Here is a 22,494-nt window from a genome sequence, read left to right as displayed (position 1 = left end):
ATCATGCCGCATAATATACAAGCCGACTTGCGAAGTTCGGCCCGTGCCGGTATCCCGGTGGAAAGGCCCGTCGCAATCGATGCCGCAATCGAGACGGTGGGCGCTTCTCCACGGAGATCCCACGCGATGGCGCGGCGCATCGACCTCAACTGCGACATGGGCGAGAGCTTCGGCGCCTTCACGGTCGGCGACGACGCGGCGATGCTCGATCTCGTCACCAGCGCCAACGTCGCCTGCGGCTTCCACGGCGGCGACCCGTCGGTGATCCGCGCCACGATCCTCGGGGCAAAGGCGCGCGGCGTCGCGGTCGGCGCCCATCCCTCGTTCATGGATCTCTACGGCTTCGGCCGCCGGCGCATTTCCGGCGAACGGCCGGAGGATCTGGAGGCGCAACTCATCTACCAGATCGCCGCCGTCGCCGGCATGGCGGCAAGCCTCGGCTGGCCGATCAGCCACGTGAAGACCCACGGCGCCCTCAACAACATGGCCGCCGAGGACGCGACCCTCGCCGCGGTCTGCGCCCGCGCGGTCAAGGCGGTCGACCCGAAACTGGTCCTCGTCGTGCCACCCTATTCGGAGGCGATGCGGGCGGCCGAGGCGGCGGGGCTTGCCACCGTCTGCGAGGTGTTTGCCGACCGTGCCTATCTCGACGACGGCCGGCTCGTGCCGCGCTCCGCGCCGGGCGCGGTGATCCACGATCCGCAGGCGAGCGCCGCGCAGGTGCTGTCGATGGTGACGGAGGGCGCGATCCCGACGGTCGGCGGCAAGCGCCTTGCCGTCGAGGCCGGCACGCTCTGCATTCATGGCGACACGCCGGGCGCCCCCGCCATCGCCCGCGCCCTGCGCGCCGCGCTGGAGGCCGCCGGCGTCGACATCGCTCCTTTCGCCCTGCCCCACCTTTCCTGACCTCTTCGGAGACACCCGACATGGCCGACCGGATCGACCGCCACACCAGCGGCGTCTACATCATCGCCGCCACGCCCTTCACGGACGATGGCGCCCTCGACCTTGCCAGCCTCGACCGGCTGATCGACTTCTATGCCGAGAAGGGCGTCACGGGCCTCACCATCCTCGGCATCATGGGCGAGGCCGACAAGCTGACCGCCGAGGAGCGGATCACCGTGCTGGAGCGCGTGCTCGCCCGCACGTCGCTGCCGGTGATCGTCGGCGTGTCGGATGCCGGCATCGGCAATCTCGCCGCGCTCGCCCTGCACGCGATGGACAAGGGGGCGGCCGGCGTGATGGTGGCGCCCGCGCGCGGGCCCGCGCGCGATGACCGGGTGGTCAACTATTTTCATGCCGTCTGCGACGCGCTCGGCGACGACGTGCCGGTCTGCTTCCAGGATTTCCCGCAGATCACCGGGGTGCCGGTCTCGCCGCGCACGATCCTCGAACTCACCCGCGACCGGCCGCAGATCGTGATGCTGAAGCACGAGGACTGCCCCGGCCTGCCGAAGATCACGACGATCCGCAAGGCCGAGGAGGCCGGATCGCCGCGGCTGTCGATCCTCGTGGGCAACGGCGGGCTCTACCTGCCGCAGGAGCTGGCCCGCGGCGTGGACGGCGCGATGACCGGCTTTGCCTATCCGGAGGCGCTCGTCGAGATCGTGCGGCTGCATCTTGGCGGCGAGGCCGACCGCGCCGAGGACATCTTCGACGCCTATCTGCCGATCCTGCGCCACGAGCAGCAGCCGGTGTTCGGCCTTGCGGTGCGCAAGGCGATCCTGATGAAGCGCGGCGCCATCGCCTCGGCCGCAACCCGCGCACCGGGTCCCCGGCTCTCGGCGACGGATCTGGTCGAACTCGACCGGCTGATGGCCCGCACCACCGACAAACTCAAGGACCTCTGACCCATGGATCTCGGCCTGTCCGGGCGCAAGGCGCTCGTCCTCTCCTCCTCGCGCGGCCTTGGCCGCGCCATTGCCACAAAACTTGCGGCCGAGGGCGCCGACGTGCTGCTGACCGGCCGCAACGAGGCCGCGCTTTCCGAGGCCGTCGCCGCGATCAACGCGCAGGGCAGCGGCCGGGCCGACCATCTCGTCGCCGACCTCACGCACGCCGACTTCGCCGCGACCACGGCCGAGGCGGCACTCGCCCGGCTCGGCAAGGTCGACATCCTCGTCAACAACACCGGTGGTCCGCCGCCGGGCGGCGCCGCGACCATCGACGCCGCCGTGCTGGCCACCCAGGCGCAGGCGATGGTGTTCCGGGTGATCGACCTCACCACCCGCCTGCTGCCCGGCATGCGCGCGGAGAAATGGGGCCGGGTGCTGACCGTCGCCTCGTCGGGCGTCGTCCAGCCGATCCCGAATCTGGCGCTCTCCAACACGCTGCGCTCCGCGCTGGTCGGCTGGTCGAAGACGCTCGCCTCCGAGGTCGCGGCCGACGGGGTGACCTGCAACCTGCTGCTGCCCGGCCGGATCCAGACCGACCGGGTCGACGAGCTCGATGCCGCCGCCGCGCAGAAGAGCGGCAAGGACATCGACGCGGTGCGCAGCGCCTCGCGCGCGGCCATTCCCGCCGGCCGCTATGGCAGCCCGGACGAGTTCGCCGCCGTCGCCGCCTTCCTCTGCGGCGTACCGGCCAGCTACGTCACCGGCTCGGTGATCCGCTGCGACGGCGGGGCGATCCGCTCGGTCTGAGCCGATGCGCCGTGCGCGATCCTCGGGGACTGTTCCCGGGGAAACAGCGCACGGCCCCCGTCTGTCGTTCACTGCCGTCATCGGGCGCACGGGCGCCGGGGCAGCATGATCGGGAGCGGGGACCATGACCACCTTCAACGACAGGAACGGCAATCTCGGCGGCACCGTCGAGGATCTGATCAAGGGCGTGGATGCCGGCACCGACGACAGCCTGAACGGCTTCGGCGGCAACGACATCATCCGCGCCTTCAACGGCAACGACCGGATCGACGCGGGGGCGGATGCGGACCAGATCTTCGATCTCGATGCCGACTTCACCAATTCGAACGACCGGATCTTCGCCGGCAGCGGCAACGACACGATCTTCGCCGGCCGCGGCGCCGACCTGATCGACGGCGGCACCGACCGCGACCGCATCGATTTCCGGGCCTCGACCACCGCGGTCTCCGTGGACCTCGCGCAGGGCATCGGCGGTGGGGCGGCCGCCAGCTTCTCGGCCGGCGACCGCTATTTCAGCATCGAGGAGGTCATCGGCTCGACCTTCAGCGACACGATCATCGGCGACGGCATCGGCAACTTCCTCTCCGGCCAGGGCGGATCGGACCGCCTGTTTGCCGGCGGCGGCGGCGACAGTGTCGACGGCGGCACCGGCAACGACCTGATCACCGGCGATGCCGGCGACGACCAGCTGTTCGGCGGCGAGAACAACGACGCGATCAACGGCGGCGATGACGACGATCTCGTCAACGGCGGGGCCGGCGACGACATCCTGCTCGGCGGCAACGGCGACGACTTCATCGTCGGCGACACCGGCAACGACCAGATCGATGGCGGTGCCGACGACGACGAGATCAGCGGCGGCGCCGGCTTCGACGACATCGACGGCGGTGAAGGCAACGACCTGATCTTCGACGGCGACGACAGCGACGCCGTGGTCGGCCGCGGCGGCGACGACATCTTCGTGGCGGGCCTTGGCGCCGACGTCTACGACGGCGGCACGGGCATCGACACCATCCGCTTCAACCAGTCGGCCGCGGGCGTCAACGTCACGCTCGGCACGGTGGCGAACGGCGGAGTCGGCAGCGGCACCGGCTCGACCGCGGCGGCGATCACTATCGCAACATCGAGAACGTGGTCGGATCGAACTCCAGCGACCGCATCACCGGCGACGAGGCCGGCAACCTCGTCTCCGGTCTTTCGGGCACGGACACGCTGATCGGCGCGCGCGGCAACGACACGCTGGACGGCGGCGTCGGCGACGACACGCTGGATGGCGGTGACGACGACGACCTGCTGTTCGGCGACGACGGCACCGACGTGCTGCTCGGGGGACGGGGCAACGACCGGCTGTTCGGCGGCCTCGGGACGGACAAGCTCGTCGGCGACGCGGGTGACGACCTTCTGGCCGGTGGCGGCGATGCCGACACGATCGACGGCGGCGAAGGCTTCGACACGCTGGACTTCGGCGTTGCGCCCGACTCCCCCGCCGACGCCGTCGACGGCACTTTCGGCGAGATTCCCGACGCGCCCTCGACCGGCGTGACGGTGGACCTGGAGGCGGGGACCGGGCGGCGCGGCGACGCCGAAGGCGATACCTACACCGGCATCGAGGCCGTGCTCGGCACCGATTCCGACGACACTCTCCTCGGCGACGGCGCCGACAACGTTCTGGAGGGCCGTTTCGGCACGAACCGGCTCGACGGCCGGGGCGGCAACGACACCCTGCGCGGCGGCGAGAGCATCGACCGCATGTCGGGGGGCCGCGGCAACGACCTGATGACCGGCGGCAGCGGCGAAGACATCATGAACGGCGGCGACGGCAACGATCGGATCTTCGCCGGCTTCCACGACGACCGGGCCGATGGCGGCAACGGCGACGACCTGCTCAACGGCGGCGTCGGCAACGACACCCTGTTCGGCAAGGGCGGCAACGACCGGCTGATCGGCGACGTGGGCGACGACGAGATGTCCGGCGGGGCCGGCAACGACCTGATCGAGGGCGGCTTCGGCGCCGACATCCTCACGGGCAACGGCGGTGCGGACACGCTGCGCGGCGACGGGGACGCGGACACCTTCCGCTTCCTTGGGGCGGGCGACTCGCTCAACACGCCCGGCGGACAGGACGTCATCGTCGACTTCACGGTGGGCGAGGACCGGCTCGACTTCTCCTTCATCGACGTCGATCCCGCCCTCGCCGGCGACCAGGGCTTCGATCTCGTGATCGTCGCCGACCCTGACCCGGCCGGCCAGATCCGGGTCATCCTCGACGAGGCCGGCAACCGCACCTTCGTCCAGGCCTTCATCGACAGCGACGGTGTCGCCGACATCTTCGTCGAGCTCACCGGCCTCCATCAGCTGACCGTCGACGACTTCCTGCTGTGACGGCGGCATCGGCAGAGAAAATCGCACCTTCGGGAGTCGTGATCGGCGACGAGCTGCGCCATAGTCGGGACGCAGCACTCCACGACATGATCTCCATGACCGACATCGCCGATCTTCTCCGCGCCCAGAGCCTGTTTGCCGGCCTCGACGATCCCGACATCGCCGCGGTCGCGGCGCTCGCGCGCCGGCGGGCGTGGCCGGCCGGCACGTTGCTGTTCCAGCGCGGCGACGCCGGGCGGGAGATGATCCTTGTCACCTCCGGGCGGGTGCGGCTGTCGCTGCTGTCGCCCGAAGGCCGCGAACTGACCCTGCGCCACGCCGAGGCCGGCAGTCTGTTCGGCGAGATCGCGGTGCTCGACGGCGGCCCCCGCTCGGCCGACGCGACGGCCGCGGCCGAGACGGAAGGTCTCGTCATCGCCAAGGCCGATCTCGACCGGCTGATGGCGGCGCGGCCGCAGATCGCGGCAGCCGTCATCCGCTTCCTCTGCGGCCGGTTGCGCGAGACGACCGAGCAGTTCGAGACGGTCGCACTTTACCGGCTGGAGGCCCGGCTTGCCCGCTTCCTGCTCGGCCTTGCAAGGCCGCAGGTCGCCGGCGCCGACGCATCCTCGGTGCGGATCGACCTGCCGCTCACCCAGTCCGAGATTGCGACGTGATCGGCGCGAGCCGGCCGAAGGTCAACCGGGCCCTTCTCGATCTGGAAGCGGCCGGCGCGATCCAGCGCAGCGATGCCGGACTCCTCTGCCGGCTGGCTCCACTCGCCGCGGCGGCGGAAGGCGGATGACCCGGGCTCCGGCGCGGTCCCGCTTCCGCCTGCGCCTGCGCCTGCGGGCGATGCTGGCCGGACTGGGCGCGGCGGCGGCCGCCGCGCTCGTCACGGGGCTTTTCCCTTCGGCGACCGTCGAGCGCTGGCGCGAAGCTGCGACCGACCTTCTGCTGCTGGCGGACCCGCCTCCTCCCTCCGGCCGCGTCGTCGTCGTCGACATCGACGCGGCAAGCCTGCATGCCCTCGGCCCCTGGCCCTGGCCGCGCGACACGATGGCCGGGCTGGTCGAGCGGATCGCCACCGGTTTGCCGCGCGCCGTCGCCTTCGACATGGTGTTTGCCGGCGCAGACCGCACCGCGCCGGCCACGCTCGCGGCGCGTCTGCTTGAGGACACCGGCGATCCGGCGCTCGCCGCCGCGATCGCCGCGCTGCCGGACCCCGACGCGCGGCTTGCCGTCGCCCTTTCGGCGGTGCCCGCCGTACTCGGCGTCCTGATGTCGGATCAAGCCGGCGCCGAGATCCCCGACGTGCCGCTGCTGCTCGAGGGCGCGGCGGAGACCGTGGCGCCGTGGCGCAGCGCCGGGGCGGTCCTGCCGCACGCGCCGCTTGCCGGCGAGGCCGCCGGTCTCGGCGTTGCCTCGCTGGAGGACACGGGCGACGGCACGATCCGCAAGGTCCCGCTTCTCGCGGTCGCGGGGACAGCGGTCGTGCCGGGGCTTGCGGCAGAGACGCTGCGCACCGCCGAGGCCGCCGGCAGCTACATCCTGCGTCCCGGCACCGGTGACCTCCGGATCGGCGCCCATCTCCTGCCGGTGAGCCGCGACCTCTCCCTGCGGCTGCGCCCGAGCCGGCCGGACACATGGCCGCTTCGCACCGTCTCTGCCGCCGATGTCGTCGCCGGGCGGGTGCCGCCGCAGCGCCTGGAGGATCGGATCGTGCTCATCGGCGGCTCGGCGCCCTCGCTCGGGGCGCTGCGAGCGGGCGCGGCGAGCCCGGTGGTGCCCTCGGTGCAGCTTCAGGCCGACGCCCTCGAGACCATGCTGTCGGATCGTGTGCCCGTGCGTCCGGACAAGGCCTGGATGGTCGAGGCCGGCGCCGCCCTGCTGCTGGCCGTTGCCGGCGCCCTGCTCGGCGCCAGTGCGAGCCCGCTCATGGCCGTGACACTCGGCGGTCTCGCCGCGCTGCTCTGGCCGATCGGGACGACGCTGCTCTATCTGCGGAGCGGCTGGCTGGTCGATCCGCTGTCGCCGCCGCTGCTCGGCCTCCTTGCCATGATGGTTGCCGGCACGGTCAGTGCAATGGCGGCCCGGCGCGAGGCGGCGGCGGTGCGGCGGCGGTTCGAGCGCCATCTGGCCCCGGCCGTGGTCGCACGGATCGTCGACAATCCGGATCTGGTCCGCCTCGACGGCGAGCGGCGCGACATCACGGTGCTGTTCACCGACATCGAGGGTTTCACGGCGGTGGCCGACCGCCTTGCGCCCGCCGATCTGGTGCGGCTGCTCGATCGCTATTTCGAGGGGGTGACGGCGGCGATCATCGCCGAGGGCGGCATGGTCGACAAGTTCGTCGGCGATGCGGTGCATGCCTATTTCAACGCGCCGCTGGACCTTGGCGACCATCCGCGGCGGGCGCTCGCCGCAGCCCGGACCGTCGCTAGCTTCGCGGCGCGGTTTGCGCAGGACGAGGCCGCGCGGAGCGCCGGGCTCGGGCGCACGCGGATCGGCATCGAGAGCGGCGAGGTGGTGCTGGGGGATGTGGGCGCCGGCGACAAGCTCGACTACACCGCCCACGGCAGCGCGGTGAACACCGCCGCGCGGCTGGAGGCGCTGAACAAGACCTTCGGCACGACGATCTGCGTCGGCCCGGCGTTCCGGGCGCGTCTGCCGGACGAACCGTTCCGTTCGCTCGGCCGGATCGACGTGCGCGGCCGGGGCATGCTCGAGGTGTTCACACCGGACGAACGGACAGACTGAAGCAGCGGCGAGAGCCGCAGATTGCCGGCATGGTCGCCGTCTGCGGGAGGATCGGCAGACGTCAGGTCTGCTCTTCCTTGCCGGGCGGACCCGCCTCGAACAGGCCGCGCAAGGCCTTGATCAGGCCGCGCTTGCCGTTCCCCGGGACCTGCCGGTCCGGCCCGACACCGGCCCGCTCGCCCGTCCTGTCGCCTGTTCCGGGCGCCGGCCGCTCCCCGCGGCGTGCGGCAATCTCGGCGGCAAGTTCGCGCAGCCTCTCGGACTGCGGAAACCGCGTCAGCCCGTCGGCGACCTCGGCGCGAAACGCGGCCGGACGATGCAGGGCGCGGTAACCTCCGGCGATCCGGCGGACGTGGGCATCGTTGCCGCGCCGACCATCCAGCAGCGCCACGATGCCGTCGAAGGCCGCCGCCTTCTTGCGCATCGCGGCCCTCCGCGCAAGAATCGTCAGATAATGCAGGTTGGCACGCCGCTTCTGACGGTGGGTCCTGTGGATGGTCGCCCGCAGGTCCGCCACGACCAGGTCCGGGTCGTCGGCGCGCCGCATCTGGCGGACGATCAGCTTCAGCACGTCGATTTCCGACAGATACTGCGTCACCGGATGGCCGGCGTTGGGCACCACGATGGTGCGCAGACCGGCGAGCCCGGCGATCTCGTTGTCGAAGAACTGCCGGTCCTGCGGCTCGAAGCAGTCGTAGATCACCAGCTTCTGCGGCGTACCGTCATCCACCTCGCGCAGCGGGCGCTGGGTGTCCTGCCATTCGTCCGGAATGACCGTGCGCTTATGGCGGTACTTCGGGTCGCGGCTGTTGCGCGGGCTGATCGCGATCACCGCATCGGCCGACAGGGCCGAGGCGAAATAGAGCGCGGCAAAGCCGCCCCCGCTCTGGCCATAGGTCACCACGCGCCGGTAGGCGCCGCGCAGGTCCCGCGTCGCCTCCCGCATCTCCTCGAGCGAGATGTCCGAAAAATTGTTGCGGTTGACGCATTTGACCGCCAGGCAGCTGACGCCCTCGCGACCGAGGAAGATTTCGCCGAAGCCAGGCCGGTCGTTGCGGTTGCCCTCGAAGCCGGTGAAGGTCACGAACAGGGTATCGCGATCGCCCGTGCGGGACGCCGCATAGCGCATCACGCTGAGGCCGCGGTCGTAGATGATCCGGACCGCGGATTCCGGCAAAGCAGGGCCCGAAGACGACAGCGACATGCCAGCACACTCCACGCCTCACCGGCACGCGCCAGGAGATTTTCCGCGCCAACCTAGCGCAAAGCCCGGCAGACCGGAACGTACCACATGCGCAAGACACGCAGGAGGCGAGCGCGATCCTCCGGCATTGCCGGTCAGGGGCGATGACGGGGACCGCGGATGCCGGTCAGGCCTCTTCGAGCTCGACCAGCGTGCCGTTGAAGTCCTTCGGATGCAGGAACAGCACGGGCTTGCCGTGCGCGCCGATGCGCGGTTCGCCGCTGCCGAGCACGCGGGCGCCGCTGGCCTTCAGCCGGTCGCGGGCGGCCAGGATGTCGTCCACCTCGTAGCAGACATGGTGGATGCCGCCGCTGGCGTTGCGCTCGAGGAAGGCGGCAATCGGCGAATTCTCGCCGAGCGGCTCCAGAAGCTCGATCTTGGTGTTGGGAAGCTCGATGAAGACCACGGTGACGCCGTGGTCGGGCTGCGCGGTCGGGGCGGTGACCACCGCGCCCAGCGTGTCGCGGTAGAGCGCGGTCGCCGCCTCGAGATCGGGGACGGCGATGGCGACGTGGTTGAGGCGTCCGATCATGAGCATCCTCCGCGGCAGGGCCGCGCCCTGAGGGACAGCGGCCGGAAACGGGCGGGACCCGGCCCGGCGCAGGGTGCGCAGGGCCGGCCGCCAGATGCTCATATCCGGGTGACGACCACCTCGCAAAGCGGCTTCTTGCCCCACTTCTCGTTGACCCGGGCGCGGGCCGCGCGGCGCACGGCCTCGGCCACCAGCCCTTCGTCGCGGCGACGCGGCTTGGGGATCGACAGGATCGCCCCCTCCACCGCCTGCTCGACGAGCCCCTGGAAAAGCCGGCCTTCGGCATCGGCGTCCGGCAGGCCGAACAGCGTCACGACCGGCTCGTCGGCGAGGTCCGACTGGCCGTCGAGGATCACCACGATCGACATCGCGCCGGCATAGCCGACCTTGCGCCGCTCCAGCACGCCCGACGCCTCCGGCGGGGCGAGCAGATAGCCATCCTTGACGAGGATGCCGGCGCCGACCTTGTCGATCAGGACCGGATCGCCCGGCGCAAGGCGCACCATGCGGCCGTTGCGGGCCGACACCACCTGCTCGACGCCGCTGGAGCGGGCGAGTTCGGCATGGGCGGCCAGATGCAGCGGCTCGCCATGGACCGGCACGGAAATCCGCGGCTTGATCATGCCGTAGAGCCGGCGCATCTCCTCGCGGCGCGGATGGCCGGAGGTGTGGATCAGCGCATCGGAGTCGGTGATGATCCGCACGCCCTGGTCGGCGAGGGCATTCTTGATCGCGCCGACACCCTTCTCGTTGCCCGGAATGGTGCGCGACGAGAAGATCACGGCGTCGCCCTTGGACAGCGTCACGTTGCGATGCTCGCCGAAGGCGATCTTGGCAAGGGCGGCCCGGCTCTCGCCCTGGCTGCCGGTGACGAGCGCCACGACCTTTTCCGGCGGAAGGTAGCCGTAGGCCTCCTCCTCGCGGAAGGCCGGCAGATCGTCGAGATAGCCGAGTTCGCCGGCGACATCGATCACCCGGCGGATCGCGCGGCCGACGACGACGACCTCGCGACCGGTCTCGGCCGCAGCCAGCGCCACGGCACGGATGCGCGCCACGTTGGAGGCGAAGATCGTGACCGCGACCCGGCCTTCGGCGGCGGCGATCACCTCGCGCAGGCCGACGGCGACCTCGCCCTCGGACGGGCTGGTGCCCTCGCGGGTGGCATTGGTGGAATCGCAGACCATGGCGAGGACCCCCTCCTCGCCGATCTCGGCAAGGCGGTCCAGGTCGATCGGGCGGCCGACGAGCGGATCGTTGTCGATCTTCCAGTCGCCGGTGTGCAGCACGGTGCCGAAGGGGGTTCGCAGCACCAGCGCGTTCGGCTCGGGCAGCGAATGGGAGACCGGAACGAACTCGACGTCGAAGTCGCCGATCATGCGGCGCTCGCCCTGGCGGAAGACCTCCGCCTCGATCTTCGGCGCGTTGTATTCCATCACCCGCTTGGCGACATGCAGCGCCGAGGCGAAGGGCGACATGTAGACCGGCACGCCGAGGCGCGGCCACAGGTCGTAGAGCGCACCGTAATGGTCCTCGTGGGCATGGGTGATGATGATGCCGGCGAGATTGTCCTTGATGCCTTCCACAAAGCGGATGTCGGGCATGATCAGGTCGACGCCGGGCATGTCGTCGCCGCCGAAGCTGACGCCGCAGTCGACCATCAGCCATTTGCGCGAACGGGGCGGACCCATGCCGTAGAGCGCGAGGTTCATGCCGATTTCGCCGACGCCGCCGAGCGGGAGGAAGACGAGGTCCTGGACGGGAGCGTTCATCGTGCGGCTCCCGAAGTCATGACGGCGCCCGTGCGGCGCAGTCCGTGGTGTTCTGAAAAGTCTGTCATTCTGCCGATCCGGTAGGGACGCGTTCAGATTCCGGGCGTCGTTTGCCCGGACACGCGCGTCCGATCTAGTCGCCGAAGAACACGTCTCCGGCGGAAATGGTTTCCAGCCGACCGTCGGGTCTGCGCAGGAGCAGGCGGCCCCCGGCATCGAGAGCCTCGAAACGGCCGGTGTGTTCTTCGCGCGGCAGGCGGACGCGGATCGTCGTGCCAATGCCGACGACACGCGCCATCCACGCGTCACGCAGCGGAGCGAAGCCTCGTGTCTGCCACATGGCGAGCCGTGCCGCCATCTTTTCCGCCAGAATCGCGAACAATTCATCGGGCGTGACCGGCGCGCCGATGCGCGAAAGGTCAGTGGCCGCATAGCCGGCGTCGTCCGGATAGTGGGCGCAGTTGATGCCGATGCCGATCACCACGGCACGGCCGGCGGGCACGGTCGTGCCCTCGATCAGGATGCCGGTGATCTTGGCGCCGTCGAACAGGAGATCGTTCGGCCACTTGATCGCCAGCCGCGGCCGCAGCGGCGGCGGCAGGACCTCGGCCACCGCATCATGCACGGCGACCGCGACCACCAGCGGCAGTTCGCCGATCCGGGCGGCCTCGACCGGATCGGTCAGCAGCAGACTTGCGTAGAGGTTGCCGGGCTCCGACGTCCAGCGCCGGCCCTGGCGGCCGCGCCCGCCCTCCTGGCGGCGCGCGGTGATCCAGACCGGACCGGGATCGCCTTCGCGGGCGCGCTCCAGAGCCTCGGCATTGGTGGAGCCGACGGTCTCGAGACGGAGTGCCCTGTAGCCCTGCGGCAGCGCCGGTCCCTGGTCGCGCATCCGCTCAGAACAGCGTCCTTGCCGCGGTGGTTGCCGCCGAGGTGACCGGACCGGCCACGAGGACGAACAGCACGACGAACAGCGACGACAGGCCGAGCATCACGCGCAATTCGCCCGGCATCGCTTGAACGTCCCGGCGGCCTCGTCGAAGAAGATCAGCTTGACGATGCGCAGATAGTAGTAGGCGCCGACGACGCTGGCGATCACGCCGATCACGGCGAGCCAGTAGAGCCCGGCGTCCACCGCCGCGGCGAAGACGAAATACTTGGCGAAGAAGCCGCCGAGCGGCGGGATGCCGGCCAGCGAGAACATCAGCAGCGCCAGCAGCGTGCCCATCACCGGATTCGTGCGCGACAGGCCGGCGAGGCTGGAGATCTCCTCGACCATGCTGCCGTCCTCGCGGCGCATGGCGAGGATGCAGGCGAAGACGCCGACGGTCATCGCCAGATAGATCGCCAGATAGATCAGCACGCCCTGGATGCCGGTCTCGGTGCCGGCGGCAAGGCCGACCAGCGCGAAGCCCATGTGGCCGATCGACGAGTAGGCCATCAGGCGCTTGATGTTGGTCTGGCCGATGGCGGCGAAGGCGCCGAGGATCATCGAGGCGAGCGCGACGAAGGCGATGATCTGCTGCCAGTCGGCGGTCGCCGGCTGGAAGGCGTCGATCACGATCCGCATCAGCACGCCCATGGCCGCGATCTTCGGCGCGGCGGCGAAGAAGGCCGTCACCGGGGTCGGCGCGCCTTCGTAGACGTCCGGCGTCCACATGTGGAACGGCACGGCCGAGACCTTGAAGGCAAAGCCGGCCATCATGAACACGAGGCCGAAGACGAAGCCGAGCGAGGCGCCGTCACGCTCCAGCACCATGTGGATGCCGGCGAAATTCGTGTGGCCGGTGAAGCCGTAGACCAGGGAGGCGCCGTAGAGCAGCATGCCCGAGGACAGCGCGCCGAGGACGAAATACTTCAGGCCGGCTTCGGTGGAGCGGAGCTGGTCGCGGTTGATGGCGGCAATCACGTAGAGCGCGAGCGACTGCAGCTCGAGGCCGAGGTAGACGGCGATCAGGTCGTTGGCCGAGATCATCATCAGCATGCCGAGCGTGGCGATCACGATCAGCACCGGATACTCGAAGCGCTCGAACTTCTCGGCGCGCGCGAAGGCGACCGACATGGCGATCGCCACCGCCGAACCGATCAGCACCAGCACCTTCAGGAAGCGGCCGTAACCGTCCATGATGAACGAGCCGTCGAAGGTCGCCCCGTCCGCGGGGGCCAGAACCAGCACGCCGATGGCGCAGATCAGCAGCGCAACGGCCATGCCCGTGACGACATTGGTCGAATTTTCGCCGCGAAACACGCCGACCATCAGGAGGACGAGCGCGCCGACGCCCAGAAGGATCTCGGGCAGAGCCGGCATCAGATCGGGAAAGGCCATCATCGCGTTTACCTCTTGCACCCGCCCCTCGCATCATCCCCGGAAGGGCCGGTCAATCGTGACTGTGTCATTCTTGGTCTGCCGGGCGGTGCACCCACCCTCCGCAGAGGGGCGCGCCGACCCGCAGGTCCCGGAGCGATCGGCCCCGGACATCCGCTTGAAGGCCTCAGGGCACGACCTGCGCCGTCTGCGAAGCCAGATCGATGGCGGCCTGGTAGTTCTTCACCAGCAGGTCGACCGAGGCGGCGGTGGCATCGAGGATCGGCGCCGGATAGACGCCGTAGAAGATCGTCAGCACGACCAGCGGCGCGAGGATCACCTTCTCGCGCAGCGACAGGTCGAGGATCGACTTCAGGCTGTCCTTGTCGAGCACCCCGAACACCACCCGGCGGAACAGCCAGAGGGCATAGCCCGCCGACAGGATCACGCCGGTGGCCGCGAAGAAGGCCACCCAGGTGTTCGCCTGGAAGGCTCCCATCAGCGTCAGGAACTCGCCGACGAAGCCGCTGGTGCCCGGAAGGCCGACGTTGGCCATGGTGAAGATCAGGAAGGCCACCGCATAGGCCGGCATCCGGTTGACGAGGCCGCCGTAGGCCGAGATCTCGCGGGTGTGCATCCGGTCGTAGACGACGCCGACGCAGAGGAACAGCGCGCCGGACACGATGCCGTGCGAGATCATCTGGAACAGCGCGCCCTGGATGCCCTGCACGTTCATCGAGAAGATGCCCATGGTCACGAAGCCCATGTGGGCGACCGACGAGTAGGCGATCAGCTTCTTGATGTCCTGCTGCATCAGCGCCACCAGCGAGGTGTAGATGATGGCAACGACCGAGAGGGCGAAGATGAAGGGCGCGAAGTCGGCCGAGGCCAGCGGGAACATCGGCACCGAGAAGCGCAGGAAGCCGTAGCCGCCCATCTTCAGCAGGATGCCCGCCAGAATCACCGAGCCGGCGGTCGGCGCCTCGACGTGGGCGTCGGGCAGCCAGGTGTGCACCGGCCACATCGGCATCTTCACCGCGAAGGAGGCGAAGAAGGCGATCCACAGCCAGGTCTGCATTTCCGCCGGGAAGCTGTGCTGGAGCAGCACGGCGATGTCGGTGGTGCCGGCATCGAAGTACATCGCCATGATGGCGACCATCATCAGCACCGAGCCGAGCAGGGTGTAGAGGAAGAACTTGTAGGAGGCGTAGATCCGCCGCTTGCCGCCCCACACGCCGATGATGATGTACATCGGAATGAGGCCGGCCTCGAAGAAGACGTAGAACAGCACCGAATCCAGCGCGCAGAAGACGCCGATCATCAGCGTCTCGAGCACGAGGAAGGCGATCATGTATTCCTTCACCCGGTACTCGACCGAATTCCAGCTCGCCAGGATGCAGAAGGGCATCAGGAAGGTCGTCAGGATGACGAACAGCATCGAGATGCCGTCGACGCCCATGCGGTAGCCGACGAAGTCGCCCATCCAGGCGGCCTCCTCGACCATCTGGAAGCCGGGGTTCGACGGATCGAACCGGCCCCAGACGAAGAGCGAGACGAGGAAGGTGAAGACCGTGGTGACCAGCGCCACCATGCGGATGTTGCGGATCGCGACCTCGTCGTTCGCGCGGTTCCAGAGGATCAGGAACACGCCGGCGAGCGGCAGGAAGGTGACGATCGAAAGGAGCGGCATGTCGCTCATGGGGCTCACATTCCTCCGGCGTAGAACATCGCCCAGGTCACGAGCAGGGCAACACCGATCAGCATGGCAAAGGCATAGTGGTAGAGGTAGCCGGTCTGCAGGCGCACGACCCGGGTCGTGACGTCCTGGACGCGGGCGGCGATGCCGTCCGGTCCGAGGCCGTCGATGATCCGGCCGTCACCGACCTTCCAGAGCTTCGTGCCGATCCACTTGGCGCTGCGCACGAAGAGGATGTCGTAGAGCTCGTCGAAGTACCACTTGTTGAGCAGGAACTGGTAGAGCGCGTCGTGGCGCGCCGCCAGCTGCTTGGGGGCTTCCGGGTTGACGATGTAGAAATACACCGCCACCGCAAAACCGATCAGCATCGCGATGAAGGGCGAGATCTTCACCCAGAAGGACACGTGGTGGATGGCCTCGAGGATCGAGTGCTCGCCGTGGGGCAGATACAGCGACTGCTTCCAGAATTCCTCGACGCCCTCGCCCATGAACGCCCCGGAGAAGGCGACGCCGGCAAACAGCGCGCCGACCGCGAGCACGTAGAGAGGGATCAGCATCACCTGCGGGCTCTCGTGGGCGTGCTTCATCACCTCGGCCGAGGCGCGCGGCTTGCCGAAGAAGGTGAGGAAGGCGAGGCGCCAGGAGTAGAAGGAGGTGAAGACGGCAGCGATCACCAGCATGCCGAAGGCGTAGCCGGCAAAGGCATTCTCGCCGACGAAGGCCGCCTCGATGATGCCGTCCTTGGAGTAGAAGCCGGCCGTGAACGGGAAGCCGGTCAGCGCCAGCGTGCCGATCGTCATCATCCAGAAGGTGACCGGGATCACCGTGCGAAGGCCGCCCATCTTGCGCATGTCCTGCTCGCCGGAGACGGCGTGGATCACCGAGCCGGCACCGAGGAACAGGAGCGCCTTGAAGAAGGCGTGGGTGAACAGGTGGAACACCGCGATCGGATAGGCGCCGACACCGAGGGCGACGAACATGTAGCCGAGCTGGGAGCAGGTCGAGTAGGCGATGACGCGCTTGATGTCGTTCTGGACGAGGCCGACGGTGGCCGCGAAGAAGGCCGTGGTGGCGCCGATGAAGGTCACGACGGTCAGCGCCGTGTGCGACATCTCGAACACCGGCGACATGCGCGCGACCATGAACACGCCGGCGGTCACCATCGTTGCGGCATGGATCAGCGCCGACACAGGGGTCGGGCCTTCCATCGCGTCCGGCAGCCAGGTGTGCAGCAGGAACTGGGCCGACTTGCCCATCGCGCCCATGAACAGCAGCAGGCAGACGATGGTCGCCGCGTCCCAGGACGAGCCGAGGAAGGTGAGTTGCGCGCCCTCGAGCGAACCGACGTTGGCGAAGATCGCGTCGAAGGAGATCGAGTTGAACAGGACGTAGACGCCGAACAGGCCGAGCAGGAAGCCGAAGTCGCCGACGCGGTTGACCACGAAGGCCTTCATCGCCGCGGCGTTGGCCGAAGGCTTCTGGTACCAGAAGCCGATCAGCAGGTAGGAGGCAAGACCCACGCCCTCCCAGCCGAAGAACATCTGCAGCAGGTTGTCGGAGGTCACCAGCGTCAGCATGGCGAAGGTGAACAGCGACAGGTAGGCAAAGAAGCGCGGGCGCGCCGGATCATGGCTCATGTAGCCCATCGAATAGAGATGGACCAGGAAGGATACGGTGTTCACGACCACCAGCATCACCACCGTCAGGGTGTCGATGCGGAAGGCCCATTCGGTCGCGAGCGCCCCGGAATGAATCCACGACAGCACCGGCACCGTGAAGGCCTCGCCCTCGCCGAAGGCGACGGAGAAAAAGGCGACCCAGGACAGCAGCGCCGTGACCGCCATCAGGCCGGTCGTCACGAGTTCGGCCGGCCGCGAGCCGGGCGCCTCCTCGTGGTGGTCGTCATGGCCGTGGCCATGGTCGTCGTGGGCCGCGGCATGGGTGCCATGGGCCGCGCCATGGGCGTCGTGGCCGCCGGCATGACCGTGGCCCGCATGGCCGTGACCGTGATCGCCGTGGTCATGGCCGTGGCCGTCGTGGCCGCCGGCCGCCGCCGTCTTGTCCATCGCCCCTTTCAGGGAGATGGCACCGGCAATCAGGAAGCCGACGAGCGGCAGGAAGACGATGAGGGAATACATCATCAGCCCTTCATCATGTTGATGTCTTCCACGGCAATGGAGCCGCGGTTGCGGAAGAAGACGACGAGAATGGCGAGGCCAATCGCGGCCTCGGCGGCGGCGACCGTCAGCACGAACAGTGCGAAGATCTGGCCGACGAGGTCGTTGAGGAAGGACGAGAAGGCCACGAAGTTCAGGTTCACCGCCAGAAGGATCAGTTCGACCGACATCAGGATGACGATCACGTTCTTGCGGTTGAGGAAGATGCCGAGAATGCCCAGCGTGAACAGGATGGCGGACACCGACAGATAGTGAGACAGCCCGATCGTCATGGCGTCATGCCTCTTCAAGTGCTTCGGGAGGGGGCGGGGAGCCGGCGCGACGCGATCAGAGCCCCTTGCCCGGCTCCACCTTGCGGATTTCGATGGCAGTCTCGCGGGACCGCGCGACCTGGGTGGCGATATCCTGGCGCTTCACGTTCGGCTTGTGCCGCAGGGTCAGCACGATGGCGCCGATCATCGCGACGAGAAGCACGAGCCCGGAGGCTTGGAAGAAGTAGACGTAGCGGGTGTAGAGCACCTCGCCGATCGCGGCGATGTTCGAGACCTCGTCCGGGTTCCGGATCGGCAGGGCGCCGTGCCCCGCGACTTCCGGAGCGATCACCCAGGCGCCGACCACGAAGATCAGCTCGACCAGGAAGACCACACCGATCAGCACGCCGATCGGCAGATACTGCAGGAAGCCCTGGCGCAGCTCGGCGAAATCGACGTCGAGCATCATCACCACGAACAGGAACAGCACCGCCACCGCGCCGACGTAGACCACCACGAGGATCATCGCGAGGAATTCGGCGCCGAGCAGAAGGAACAGGCCCGCCGCGTTGAAGAAGGCGAGGATCAGGAACAGCACGGAATGCACCGGGTTCCGCGACGCGATCACCATCACGGCCGACGCGATGGTCACCGCCGAGAAGATGTAGAAGAAGAAGGCTGTGAGGGTCATGTCGGAAGGTGCCCCGATCGTCTCTTTCGCGCGTGACACCCGGAGGGCCGCCGTCTCCGGGCCAGGCGAAGTTCGAAGTCTTCTAGACGCGGCATCGGGCCGCGTCCATTTCCGTCAGCGATAAGGTGCATCAATCGCCATGTTGCGTGCGATCTCGCGTTCCCAGCGATCGCCGTTCGCGAGCAGCTTGTCCTTGTCGTAGTAGAGCTCCTCGCGCGTCTCGGTCGCGAATTCGAAATTCGGTCCCTCGACGATCGCGTCCACCGGGCAGGCTTCCTGGCAGAAGCCGCAGTAGATGCACTTCACCATGTCGATGTCGTAGCGCGTGGTGCGGCGGGTGCCGTCGTTGCGGCGCGGGCCGGCCTCGATGGTGATGGCCTGCGCCGGGCAGATCGCCTCGCACAGCTTGCAGGCGATGCAGCGCTCTTCGCCGTTCGGATAGCGGCGCAGGGCGTGCTCGCCGCGGAAGCGAGGCGACACCGGCCCCTTCTCGAAGGGGTAGTTGATCGTCGGCTTCGGTTTGAAGAAGTAGCGCATGGCGAGGAAGAACGCCGATACGAACTCCTTGAGAAATACGGACCTTGCGGCCTGATCGAGTCTCATCTTTCAAACCTCTCGCAAAATTCCCGGCCGTGCGCGCTCAAAGGCCGTAGCCCGCAAGCTGCGCTCCGGTGAAGGCGCCAAGCCCGGCGAACGCGACCGCGTTCACCACGAACAGCACCTTGAACACGAAGTCGTGGCGGCCGTCTGACAGGGGCGGTGTATCGCGTCCCGATCGCCGGCCGGCAAGAAACTTTCTCAGGATCGCCGCGACGATCCCGTAGTCGAGGATCCCCACCCCGAGACCGACGGCGGCGCCGATGACCACGGGAAGGGAGAGTTCCATCGTCGTCCCTCAGTTCGCCCAGCCGGTGAACTGCAGCACCCCGGCGACGATGACCACCATCGTCAGCGAGATCGGCAGGAACACCTTCCAGCCGAGGCGCATCAGCTGGTCGTAGCGGTAGCGCGGCACCATCGCCTTGACCATCGCGAACATGAAGAAGCCGAGCAGAACCTTCAGGGCGAACCAGACGATGCCCGGAACCCAGGTGAAGGGGGCGAAGTCGAACGGGGGCAGCCAGCCGCCCATGAACAGGATCGCCATCATCGCGCACATCAGGGTGATCGCGACATACTCGCCGAGCATGAACATCATGTACGGGGTGGAGCCGTACTCGACCATGAAGCCCGCGACCAGCTCCGATTCGGCCTCGACGAGGTCGAAGGGCGGCCGGTTCGTCTCGGCCAGCGCCGAGATGAAGAAGATCACGAACATCGGGAACAGCGGCAGCCAGTACCAGTTCAGGAAGCCGAGCCACGGCAGGCCGATTGCCGAGGCAAGGCCCGTGCGCTGGGCTTCCACGATCTCGGTGAGGTTGAGCGAGCCGGCGCAGAGCAGCACCGTGATGATCACGAAGCCGATCGACACCTCGTAGGACACCATCTGCGCCGCCGAACGCAGCGCCGACAGGAAGGGATACTTCGAGTTCGACGCCCAGCCACCGATGATGATGCCGTAGACCGACAGCGACGAGATGGCGAAGATGAACAGGATGCCGACGTTGATGTCGGCGATCACCCAGCCGGCGTTGACCGGAATCACCGCCCAGGCGAGCAGCGACAGGACCACGGTGAGGAGCGGCGCCAGCAGGAACAGGCCCTTGGAGGCACCCGCCGGGATCACCGGCTCCTTCAGCACGAACTTCAGAAGGTCGGCGAAGGACTGGAACAGGCCCCAGGGGCCGACCACGTTCGGGCCCCGGCGGATCTGCACCGCCGCCCAGATCTTGCGATCGGCATAGAGGATGTAGGCGACGCAGACGAGCAGGACCACCATCAGCAGGAGGCTCTGCGCGATCATCACGATCAGCGGCCAGAGAAAGGAAGACCAGAAACCATCCATCAGTGCCGCCCCTTATTCCGCCGCCGCCTTCACCGACCCGCGTGCAAGCGCCGAGCATTCCGCCATGATGGCGGACGCGCGGGCGATCGGGTTGGTGAGGTAGAAATCCTTGATGGTGCCGACGAAGGCGGCCCCGTCCATGGTGCCGCCGACCGAGGCGAGCGCCTCGATGTCCGCAGGCGCGCCGGCGACGATCTCGTCGATCTCCGCCATCACCGGGAAGGCCGCATGGAGCTGCGCGCGAAGCTGCGCGAGCGAGTCGAACGGCAGGCGCTGGCCGAGCACATCCGACAGCGCGCGCAGGATCGCCCAGTCCTCGCGGGCCTCGCCCGGCGGGAAGGCGGCGCGCTGGCCGACCTGGACCCGGCCCTCGGTGTTGACATAGGTGCCGGACTTCTCGGCATAGACCGCGCCCGGCAGGATCACGTCGGCGCGGTGGGCACCGGCGTCGCCATGGCTGCCGATGTAGACCACGAAGGCGCTGCCGAGGCCGGAGGTCTCGATCTCGTCGGCGCCGAGCAGGAACAGCACGTCGAGCGCGCCGGTGCCGGCCGCCGCGATCATGCCGGCGGTATCGAGACCGCCCTCCCCCGGGACACAGCCGATGTCGAGGCCGCCGACGCGGCTGGCCGCCGTGTGCAGGACCGAGAAGCCGTTCCAGTCCGGGCCGACCGCGCCGACGTCGACGGCGAGCCGGGCCGCGGCCGAGAGCACCGCGAGACCGTCGGCACGGGCGAGCGCGCCCTGGCCGACGATGATCAGCGGACGGGTCGCGGCCTTCAGCGTGTCGAGGAAGGCGCCGTCGATGTTGCCGAGCGTCTCCGTGCCGGCGCGAGATAGGTGGTCGGGTAGGTCAGATCGATGTTTTCACCGATGACGCCGACCTGCACCGCTCCGCCGCGCCAGGCCTTGCGAATGCGGGCGTTGAGCACGGCCGCCTCATGGCGGGGATCGGCGCCGACGATCAGGATTGCGTCGGCCTGCTCGATGCCCTCGATGGTGGCGTTGAAGAGATAGGAGGCGCGACCATGCTTCGGGTCGAGCTTCGTGCCGTCCTGGCGGCAGTCGAGATTGGCACTGCCGAGCGCCGTCATCAGTTGCTTGAGGGCGAACATCTCCTCCACCGAGGAGAGATCGCCGGCGAGCGCACCGATGCGGTCACCCGACGTCGCCGACACCTTGGCCTTGATCAGGCCGAAGGCCTCGCCCCAGGTGGCCGGCTTGAGGCGGCCGTTCTCGCGGACATACGGTCGGTCGAGGCGCTGGGTGCGGATGCCGTCCCAGATGAAGCGGGTCTTGTCGGAGATCCACTCCTCGTTCACCGCCTCGTTGAGACGCGGCATCACCCGCATGACTTCGCGGCCGCGGGTGTCGATCCGGATCGCCGAGCCGACCGCGTCCATCACGTCGATGGATTCGGTCTTGCCAAGTTCCCACGGACGGGCCTGGAAGGCATAGGGCTTGGAGGTGAGCGCGCCGACCGGGCAGAGGTCGATCACGTTGCCCTGCAGCTCCGAGGTCATCGCGCGTTCGAGATAGGTGGTGATCTCCGCATCCTCGCCGCGGCCGATCAGGCCGAGATCGCGCACGCCGGCGACTTCCGTGGTGAAGCGGACGCAGCGCGTGCAGTGGATGCAGCGGGTCATGATCGTCTTGACCAGCGGGCCGATGTACTTGTCCTCGACGGCGCGCTTGTTTTCCGCAAAGCGCGAGCCGGAGACGCCATAGGCCATCGCCTGGTCCTGCAGGTCGCACTCGCCGCCCTGGTCGCAGATCGGGCAGTCGAGCGGATGGTTGATCAGCAGGAATTCCATCACGCCCTCGCGGGCCTTCTTGACCATCGGGGTCTTGGTGAAGACCTCCGGCGGCTCGCCGTTCGGGCCGGGACGCAGGTCCTTGACCGCCATGGCGCAGGAGGCCGCGGGCTTGGGCGGGCCGCCCTTCACCTCGACGAGACACATGCGGCAGTTGCCGGCGACGGACAGCCGCTCATGGAAGCAGAACCGCGGCACCTCGCGCCCGCGGCCTCACAGGCCTGCAGCAGCGTCGAATCCGGCGCGACGTCCACCACGATCCCGTCGATACTGATCTTTGCCATGCCGTGTTACCCGCTTCCGAACCG

General features: G+C 68.4%; 19 protein-coding genes and 2 pseudogenes. 8 read left to right on the top strand and 13 right to left on the bottom strand.

Features of this window, described 5'->3' with window-relative positions:
• Positions 1-126 precede the first annotated feature (126 nt).
• The 8 genes from A6302_RS01065 (at position 127) to A6302_RS01035 (ending at position 7,763) form a co-directional block, all read left to right on the top strand.
• Positions 127-906 carry a 5-oxoprolinase subunit PxpA gene (locus tag A6302_RS01065; RefSeq protein WP_069305482.1) on the top strand — a complete coding sequence of 260 codons (780 nt, stop codon included), beginning with the start codon at positions 127-129 and terminating at the stop codon, positions 904-906.
• A 20-nt stretch (positions 907-926) separates the two neighbouring features.
• A complete protein-coding gene (locus A6302_RS01060) occupies positions 927-1,850 on the top strand; it encodes a dihydrodipicolinate synthase family protein (RefSeq protein WP_069305481.1) in 924 nt (307 codons plus the stop codon).
• A gap of 3 nt (positions 1,851-1,853) precedes the next feature.
• Complete coding sequence (locus A6302_RS01055) at positions 1,854-2,642, top strand: SDR family oxidoreductase (protein ID WP_069305480.1); 789 nt, start codon at positions 1,854-1,856, stop codon at positions 2,640-2,642.
• Positions 2,643-2,766: 124 nt separating this feature from the next.
• Complete coding sequence (locus A6302_RS01050; RefSeq protein WP_069305479.1) at positions 2,767-3,858, top strand: calcium-binding protein; 1,092 nt, start codon at positions 2,767-2,769, stop codon at positions 3,856-3,858.
• The gene (locus A6302_RS01045; RefSeq protein WP_069305478.1) at positions 3,774-5,024 is read left to right on the top strand and encodes a calcium-binding protein; all 1,251 of its coding nucleotides are present in this window, start codon (positions 3,774-3,776) and stop codon (positions 5,022-5,024) included. The genes A6302_RS01050 and A6302_RS01045 overlap by 85 nt, the downstream gene beginning before the upstream one ends.
• 95 nt (positions 5,025-5,119) lie before the next feature.
• The gene (locus A6302_RS01040; protein WP_210183235.1) at positions 5,120-5,680 is read left to right on the top strand and encodes a Crp/Fnr family transcriptional regulator; all 561 of its coding nucleotides are present in this window, start codon (positions 5,120-5,122) and stop codon (positions 5,678-5,680) included.
• Positions 5,677-5,808, top strand: coding sequence for a hypothetical protein (locus tag A6302_RS25075; RefSeq protein WP_280938799.1), 132 nt, complete (start codon positions 5,677-5,679; stop codon positions 5,806-5,808). The genes A6302_RS01040 and A6302_RS25075 overlap by 4 nt, the downstream gene beginning before the upstream one ends.
• Positions 5,805-7,763 carry a CHASE2 domain-containing protein gene (locus tag A6302_RS01035; protein WP_069305477.1) on the top strand — a complete coding sequence of 653 codons (1,959 nt, stop codon included), beginning with the start codon at positions 5,805-5,807 and terminating at the stop codon, positions 7,761-7,763. Before A6302_RS25075 ends, A6302_RS01035 begins: the two co-directional genes overlap by 4 nt.
• Positions 7,764-7,824: 61 nt before the next feature.
• Here the strand turns inward: A6302_RS01035 and A6302_RS01030 are convergent, their stop codons facing one another.
• The 13 genes and pseudogenes from A6302_RS01030 to nuoG all read right to left on the bottom strand — a co-directional run bounded on the left by A6302_RS01030 (position 7,825) and on the right by nuoG (position 22,470).
• Complete coding sequence (locus A6302_RS01030) at positions 7,825-8,967, bottom strand: alpha/beta hydrolase (RefSeq protein ID WP_069305476.1); 1,143 nt, start codon at positions 8,965-8,967, stop codon at positions 7,825-7,827.
• A gap of 166 nt (positions 8,968-9,133) precedes the next feature.
• Entirely contained in the window at positions 9,134-9,538 is a 405-nt protein-coding gene (mce, locus tag A6302_RS01025) for a methylmalonyl-CoA epimerase (protein ID WP_069305475.1), read from the bottom strand.
• A 98-nt stretch (positions 9,539-9,636) separates the two neighbouring features.
• Positions 9,637-11,307 (bottom strand): ribonuclease J, encoded by a 1,671-nt coding sequence (locus A6302_RS01020; RefSeq protein ID WP_069305474.1) that lies wholly within the window; start codon positions 11,305-11,307, stop codon positions 9,637-9,639.
• 133 nt (positions 11,308-11,440) lie between these two features.
• Positions 11,441-12,199 carry a biotin--[acetyl-CoA-carboxylase] ligase gene (locus tag A6302_RS01015; RefSeq protein ID WP_069305473.1) on the bottom strand — a complete coding sequence of 253 codons (759 nt, stop codon included), beginning with the start codon at positions 12,197-12,199 and terminating at the stop codon, positions 11,441-11,443.
• Positions 12,200-12,203: 4 nt separating this feature from the next.
• Positions 12,204-13,636: pseudogene (gene nuoN / locus A6302_RS01010) on the bottom strand (NADH-quinone oxidoreductase subunit NuoN).
• 163 nt (positions 13,637-13,799) lie between these two features.
• Positions 13,800-15,311, bottom strand: coding sequence for an NADH-quinone oxidoreductase subunit M (locus tag A6302_RS01005; protein ID WP_069305472.1), 1,512 nt, complete (start codon positions 15,309-15,311; stop codon positions 13,800-13,802).
• Positions 15,312-15,316: 5 nt separating this feature from the next.
• Positions 15,317-17,446: an NADH-quinone oxidoreductase subunit L gene (gene nuoL, locus A6302_RS01000; protein ID WP_083255387.1), complete on the bottom strand. Its 2,130-nt coding sequence runs from the start codon at positions 17,444-17,446 to the stop codon at positions 15,317-15,319.
• A 2-nt stretch (positions 17,447-17,448) separates the two neighbouring features.
• Positions 17,449-17,757 carry an NADH-quinone oxidoreductase subunit NuoK gene (nuoK, locus tag A6302_RS00995; RefSeq protein ID WP_069305470.1) on the bottom strand — a complete coding sequence of 103 codons (309 nt, stop codon included), beginning with the start codon at positions 17,755-17,757 and terminating at the stop codon, positions 17,449-17,451.
• A gap of 55 nt (positions 17,758-17,812) precedes the next feature.
• Positions 17,813-18,427, bottom strand: coding sequence for an NADH-quinone oxidoreductase subunit J (locus A6302_RS00990; protein ID WP_069305469.1), 615 nt, complete (start codon positions 18,425-18,427; stop codon positions 17,813-17,815).
• A 114-nt stretch (positions 18,428-18,541) separates the two neighbouring features.
• Entirely contained in the window at positions 18,542-19,030 is a 489-nt protein-coding gene (gene nuoI, locus A6302_RS00985) for an NADH-quinone oxidoreductase subunit NuoI (protein WP_069305468.1), read from the bottom strand.
• Between the two features lie 37 nt (positions 19,031-19,067).
• A complete protein-coding gene (locus tag A6302_RS00980; RefSeq protein WP_069305467.1) occupies positions 19,068-19,313 on the bottom strand; it encodes a hypothetical protein in 246 nt (81 codons plus the stop codon).
• A 9-nt stretch (positions 19,314-19,322) separates the two neighbouring features.
• Positions 19,323-20,372: an NADH-quinone oxidoreductase subunit NuoH gene (gene nuoH, locus A6302_RS00975; RefSeq protein WP_069305466.1), complete on the bottom strand. Its 1,050-nt coding sequence runs from the start codon at positions 20,370-20,372 to the stop codon at positions 19,323-19,325.
• A 12-nt stretch (positions 20,373-20,384) separates the two neighbouring features.
• Positions 20,385-22,470 (bottom strand): annotated as a pseudogene (gene nuoG, locus A6302_RS00970) (NADH-quinone oxidoreductase subunit NuoG).
• Positions 22,471-22,494 lie beyond the last annotated feature (24 nt).

Origin of the sequence: Methylobrevis pamukkalensis, from assembly GCF_001720135.1 — a bacterium.
Classification (GTDB): Bacteria; Pseudomonadota; Alphaproteobacteria; order Rhizobiales; family Pleomorphomonadaceae; genus Methylobrevis; species Methylobrevis pamukkalensis.
Note: the sequence above shows the minus strand (reverse complement) of the source record. Positions and strands in the feature narration are given on the sequence as shown.

What these genes read in the sequence shown, in the direction of transcription:
- A6302_RS01065 (WP_069305482.1), top strand. Translation starts at nt 127, where the DNA reads ATGGCGCGGCGCATCGACCTCAACTGCGACATGGGCGAGAGCTTCGGC.
- A6302_RS01060 (WP_069305481.1), top strand. Translation starts at nt 927, where the DNA reads ATGGCCGACCGGATCGACCGCCACACCAGCGGCGTCTACATCATCGCC.
- A6302_RS01055 (WP_069305480.1), top strand. Translation starts at nt 1,854, where the DNA reads ATGGATCTCGGCCTGTCCGGGCGCAAGGCGCTCGTCCTCTCCTCCTCG.
- A6302_RS01050 (WP_069305479.1), top strand. Translation starts at nt 2,767, where the DNA reads ATGACCACCTTCAACGACAGGAACGGCAATCTCGGCGGCACCGTCGAG.
- A6302_RS01040 (WP_210183235.1), top strand. Translation starts at nt 5,120, where the DNA reads ATGACCGACATCGCCGATCTTCTCCGCGCCCAGAGCCTGTTTGCCGGC.
- A6302_RS01035 (WP_069305477.1), top strand. Translation starts at nt 5,805, where the DNA reads ATGACCCGGGCTCCGGCGCGGTCCCGCTTCCGCCTGCGCCTGCGCCTG.
- A6302_RS01030 (WP_069305476.1), bottom strand. Translation starts at nt 8,967, where the DNA reads ATGTCGCTGTCGTCTTCGGGCCCTGCTTTGCCGGAATCCGCGGTCCGG.
- mce (WP_069305475.1), bottom strand. Translation starts at nt 9,538, where the DNA reads ATGATCGGACGCCTCAACCACGTCGCCATCGCCGTCCCCGATCTCGAG.
- A6302_RS01020 (WP_069305474.1), bottom strand. Translation starts at nt 11,307, where the DNA reads ATGAACGCTCCCGTCCAGGACCTCGTCTTCCTCCCGCTCGGCGGCGTC.
- A6302_RS01015 (WP_069305473.1), bottom strand. Translation starts at nt 12,199, where the DNA reads ATGCGCGACCAGGGACCGGCGCTGCCGCAGGGCTACAGGGCACTCCGT.
- A6302_RS01005 (WP_069305472.1), bottom strand. Translation starts at nt 15,311, where the DNA reads ATGAGCGACATGCCGCTCCTTTCGATCGTCACCTTCCTGCCGCTCGCC.
- nuoL (WP_083255387.1), bottom strand. Translation starts at nt 17,446, where the DNA reads ATGTATTCCCTCATCGTCTTCCTGCCGCTCGTCGGCTTCCTGATTGCC.
- nuoK (WP_069305470.1), bottom strand. Translation starts at nt 17,757, where the DNA reads ATGACGATCGGGCTGTCTCACTATCTGTCGGTGTCCGCCATCCTGTTC.
- A6302_RS00990 (WP_069305469.1), bottom strand. Translation starts at nt 18,427, where the DNA reads ATGACCCTCACAGCCTTCTTCTTCTACATCTTCTCGGCGGTGACCATC.
- nuoI (WP_069305468.1), bottom strand. Translation starts at nt 19,030, where the DNA reads ATGAGACTCGATCAGGCCGCAAGGTCCGTATTTCTCAAGGAGTTCGTA.
- A6302_RS00980 (WP_069305467.1), bottom strand. Translation starts at nt 19,313, where the DNA reads ATGGAACTCTCCCTTCCCGTGGTCATCGGCGCCGCCGTCGGTCTCGGG.
- nuoH (WP_069305466.1), bottom strand. Translation starts at nt 20,372, where the DNA reads ATGGATGGTTTCTGGTCTTCCTTTCTCTGGCCGCTGATCGTGATGATC.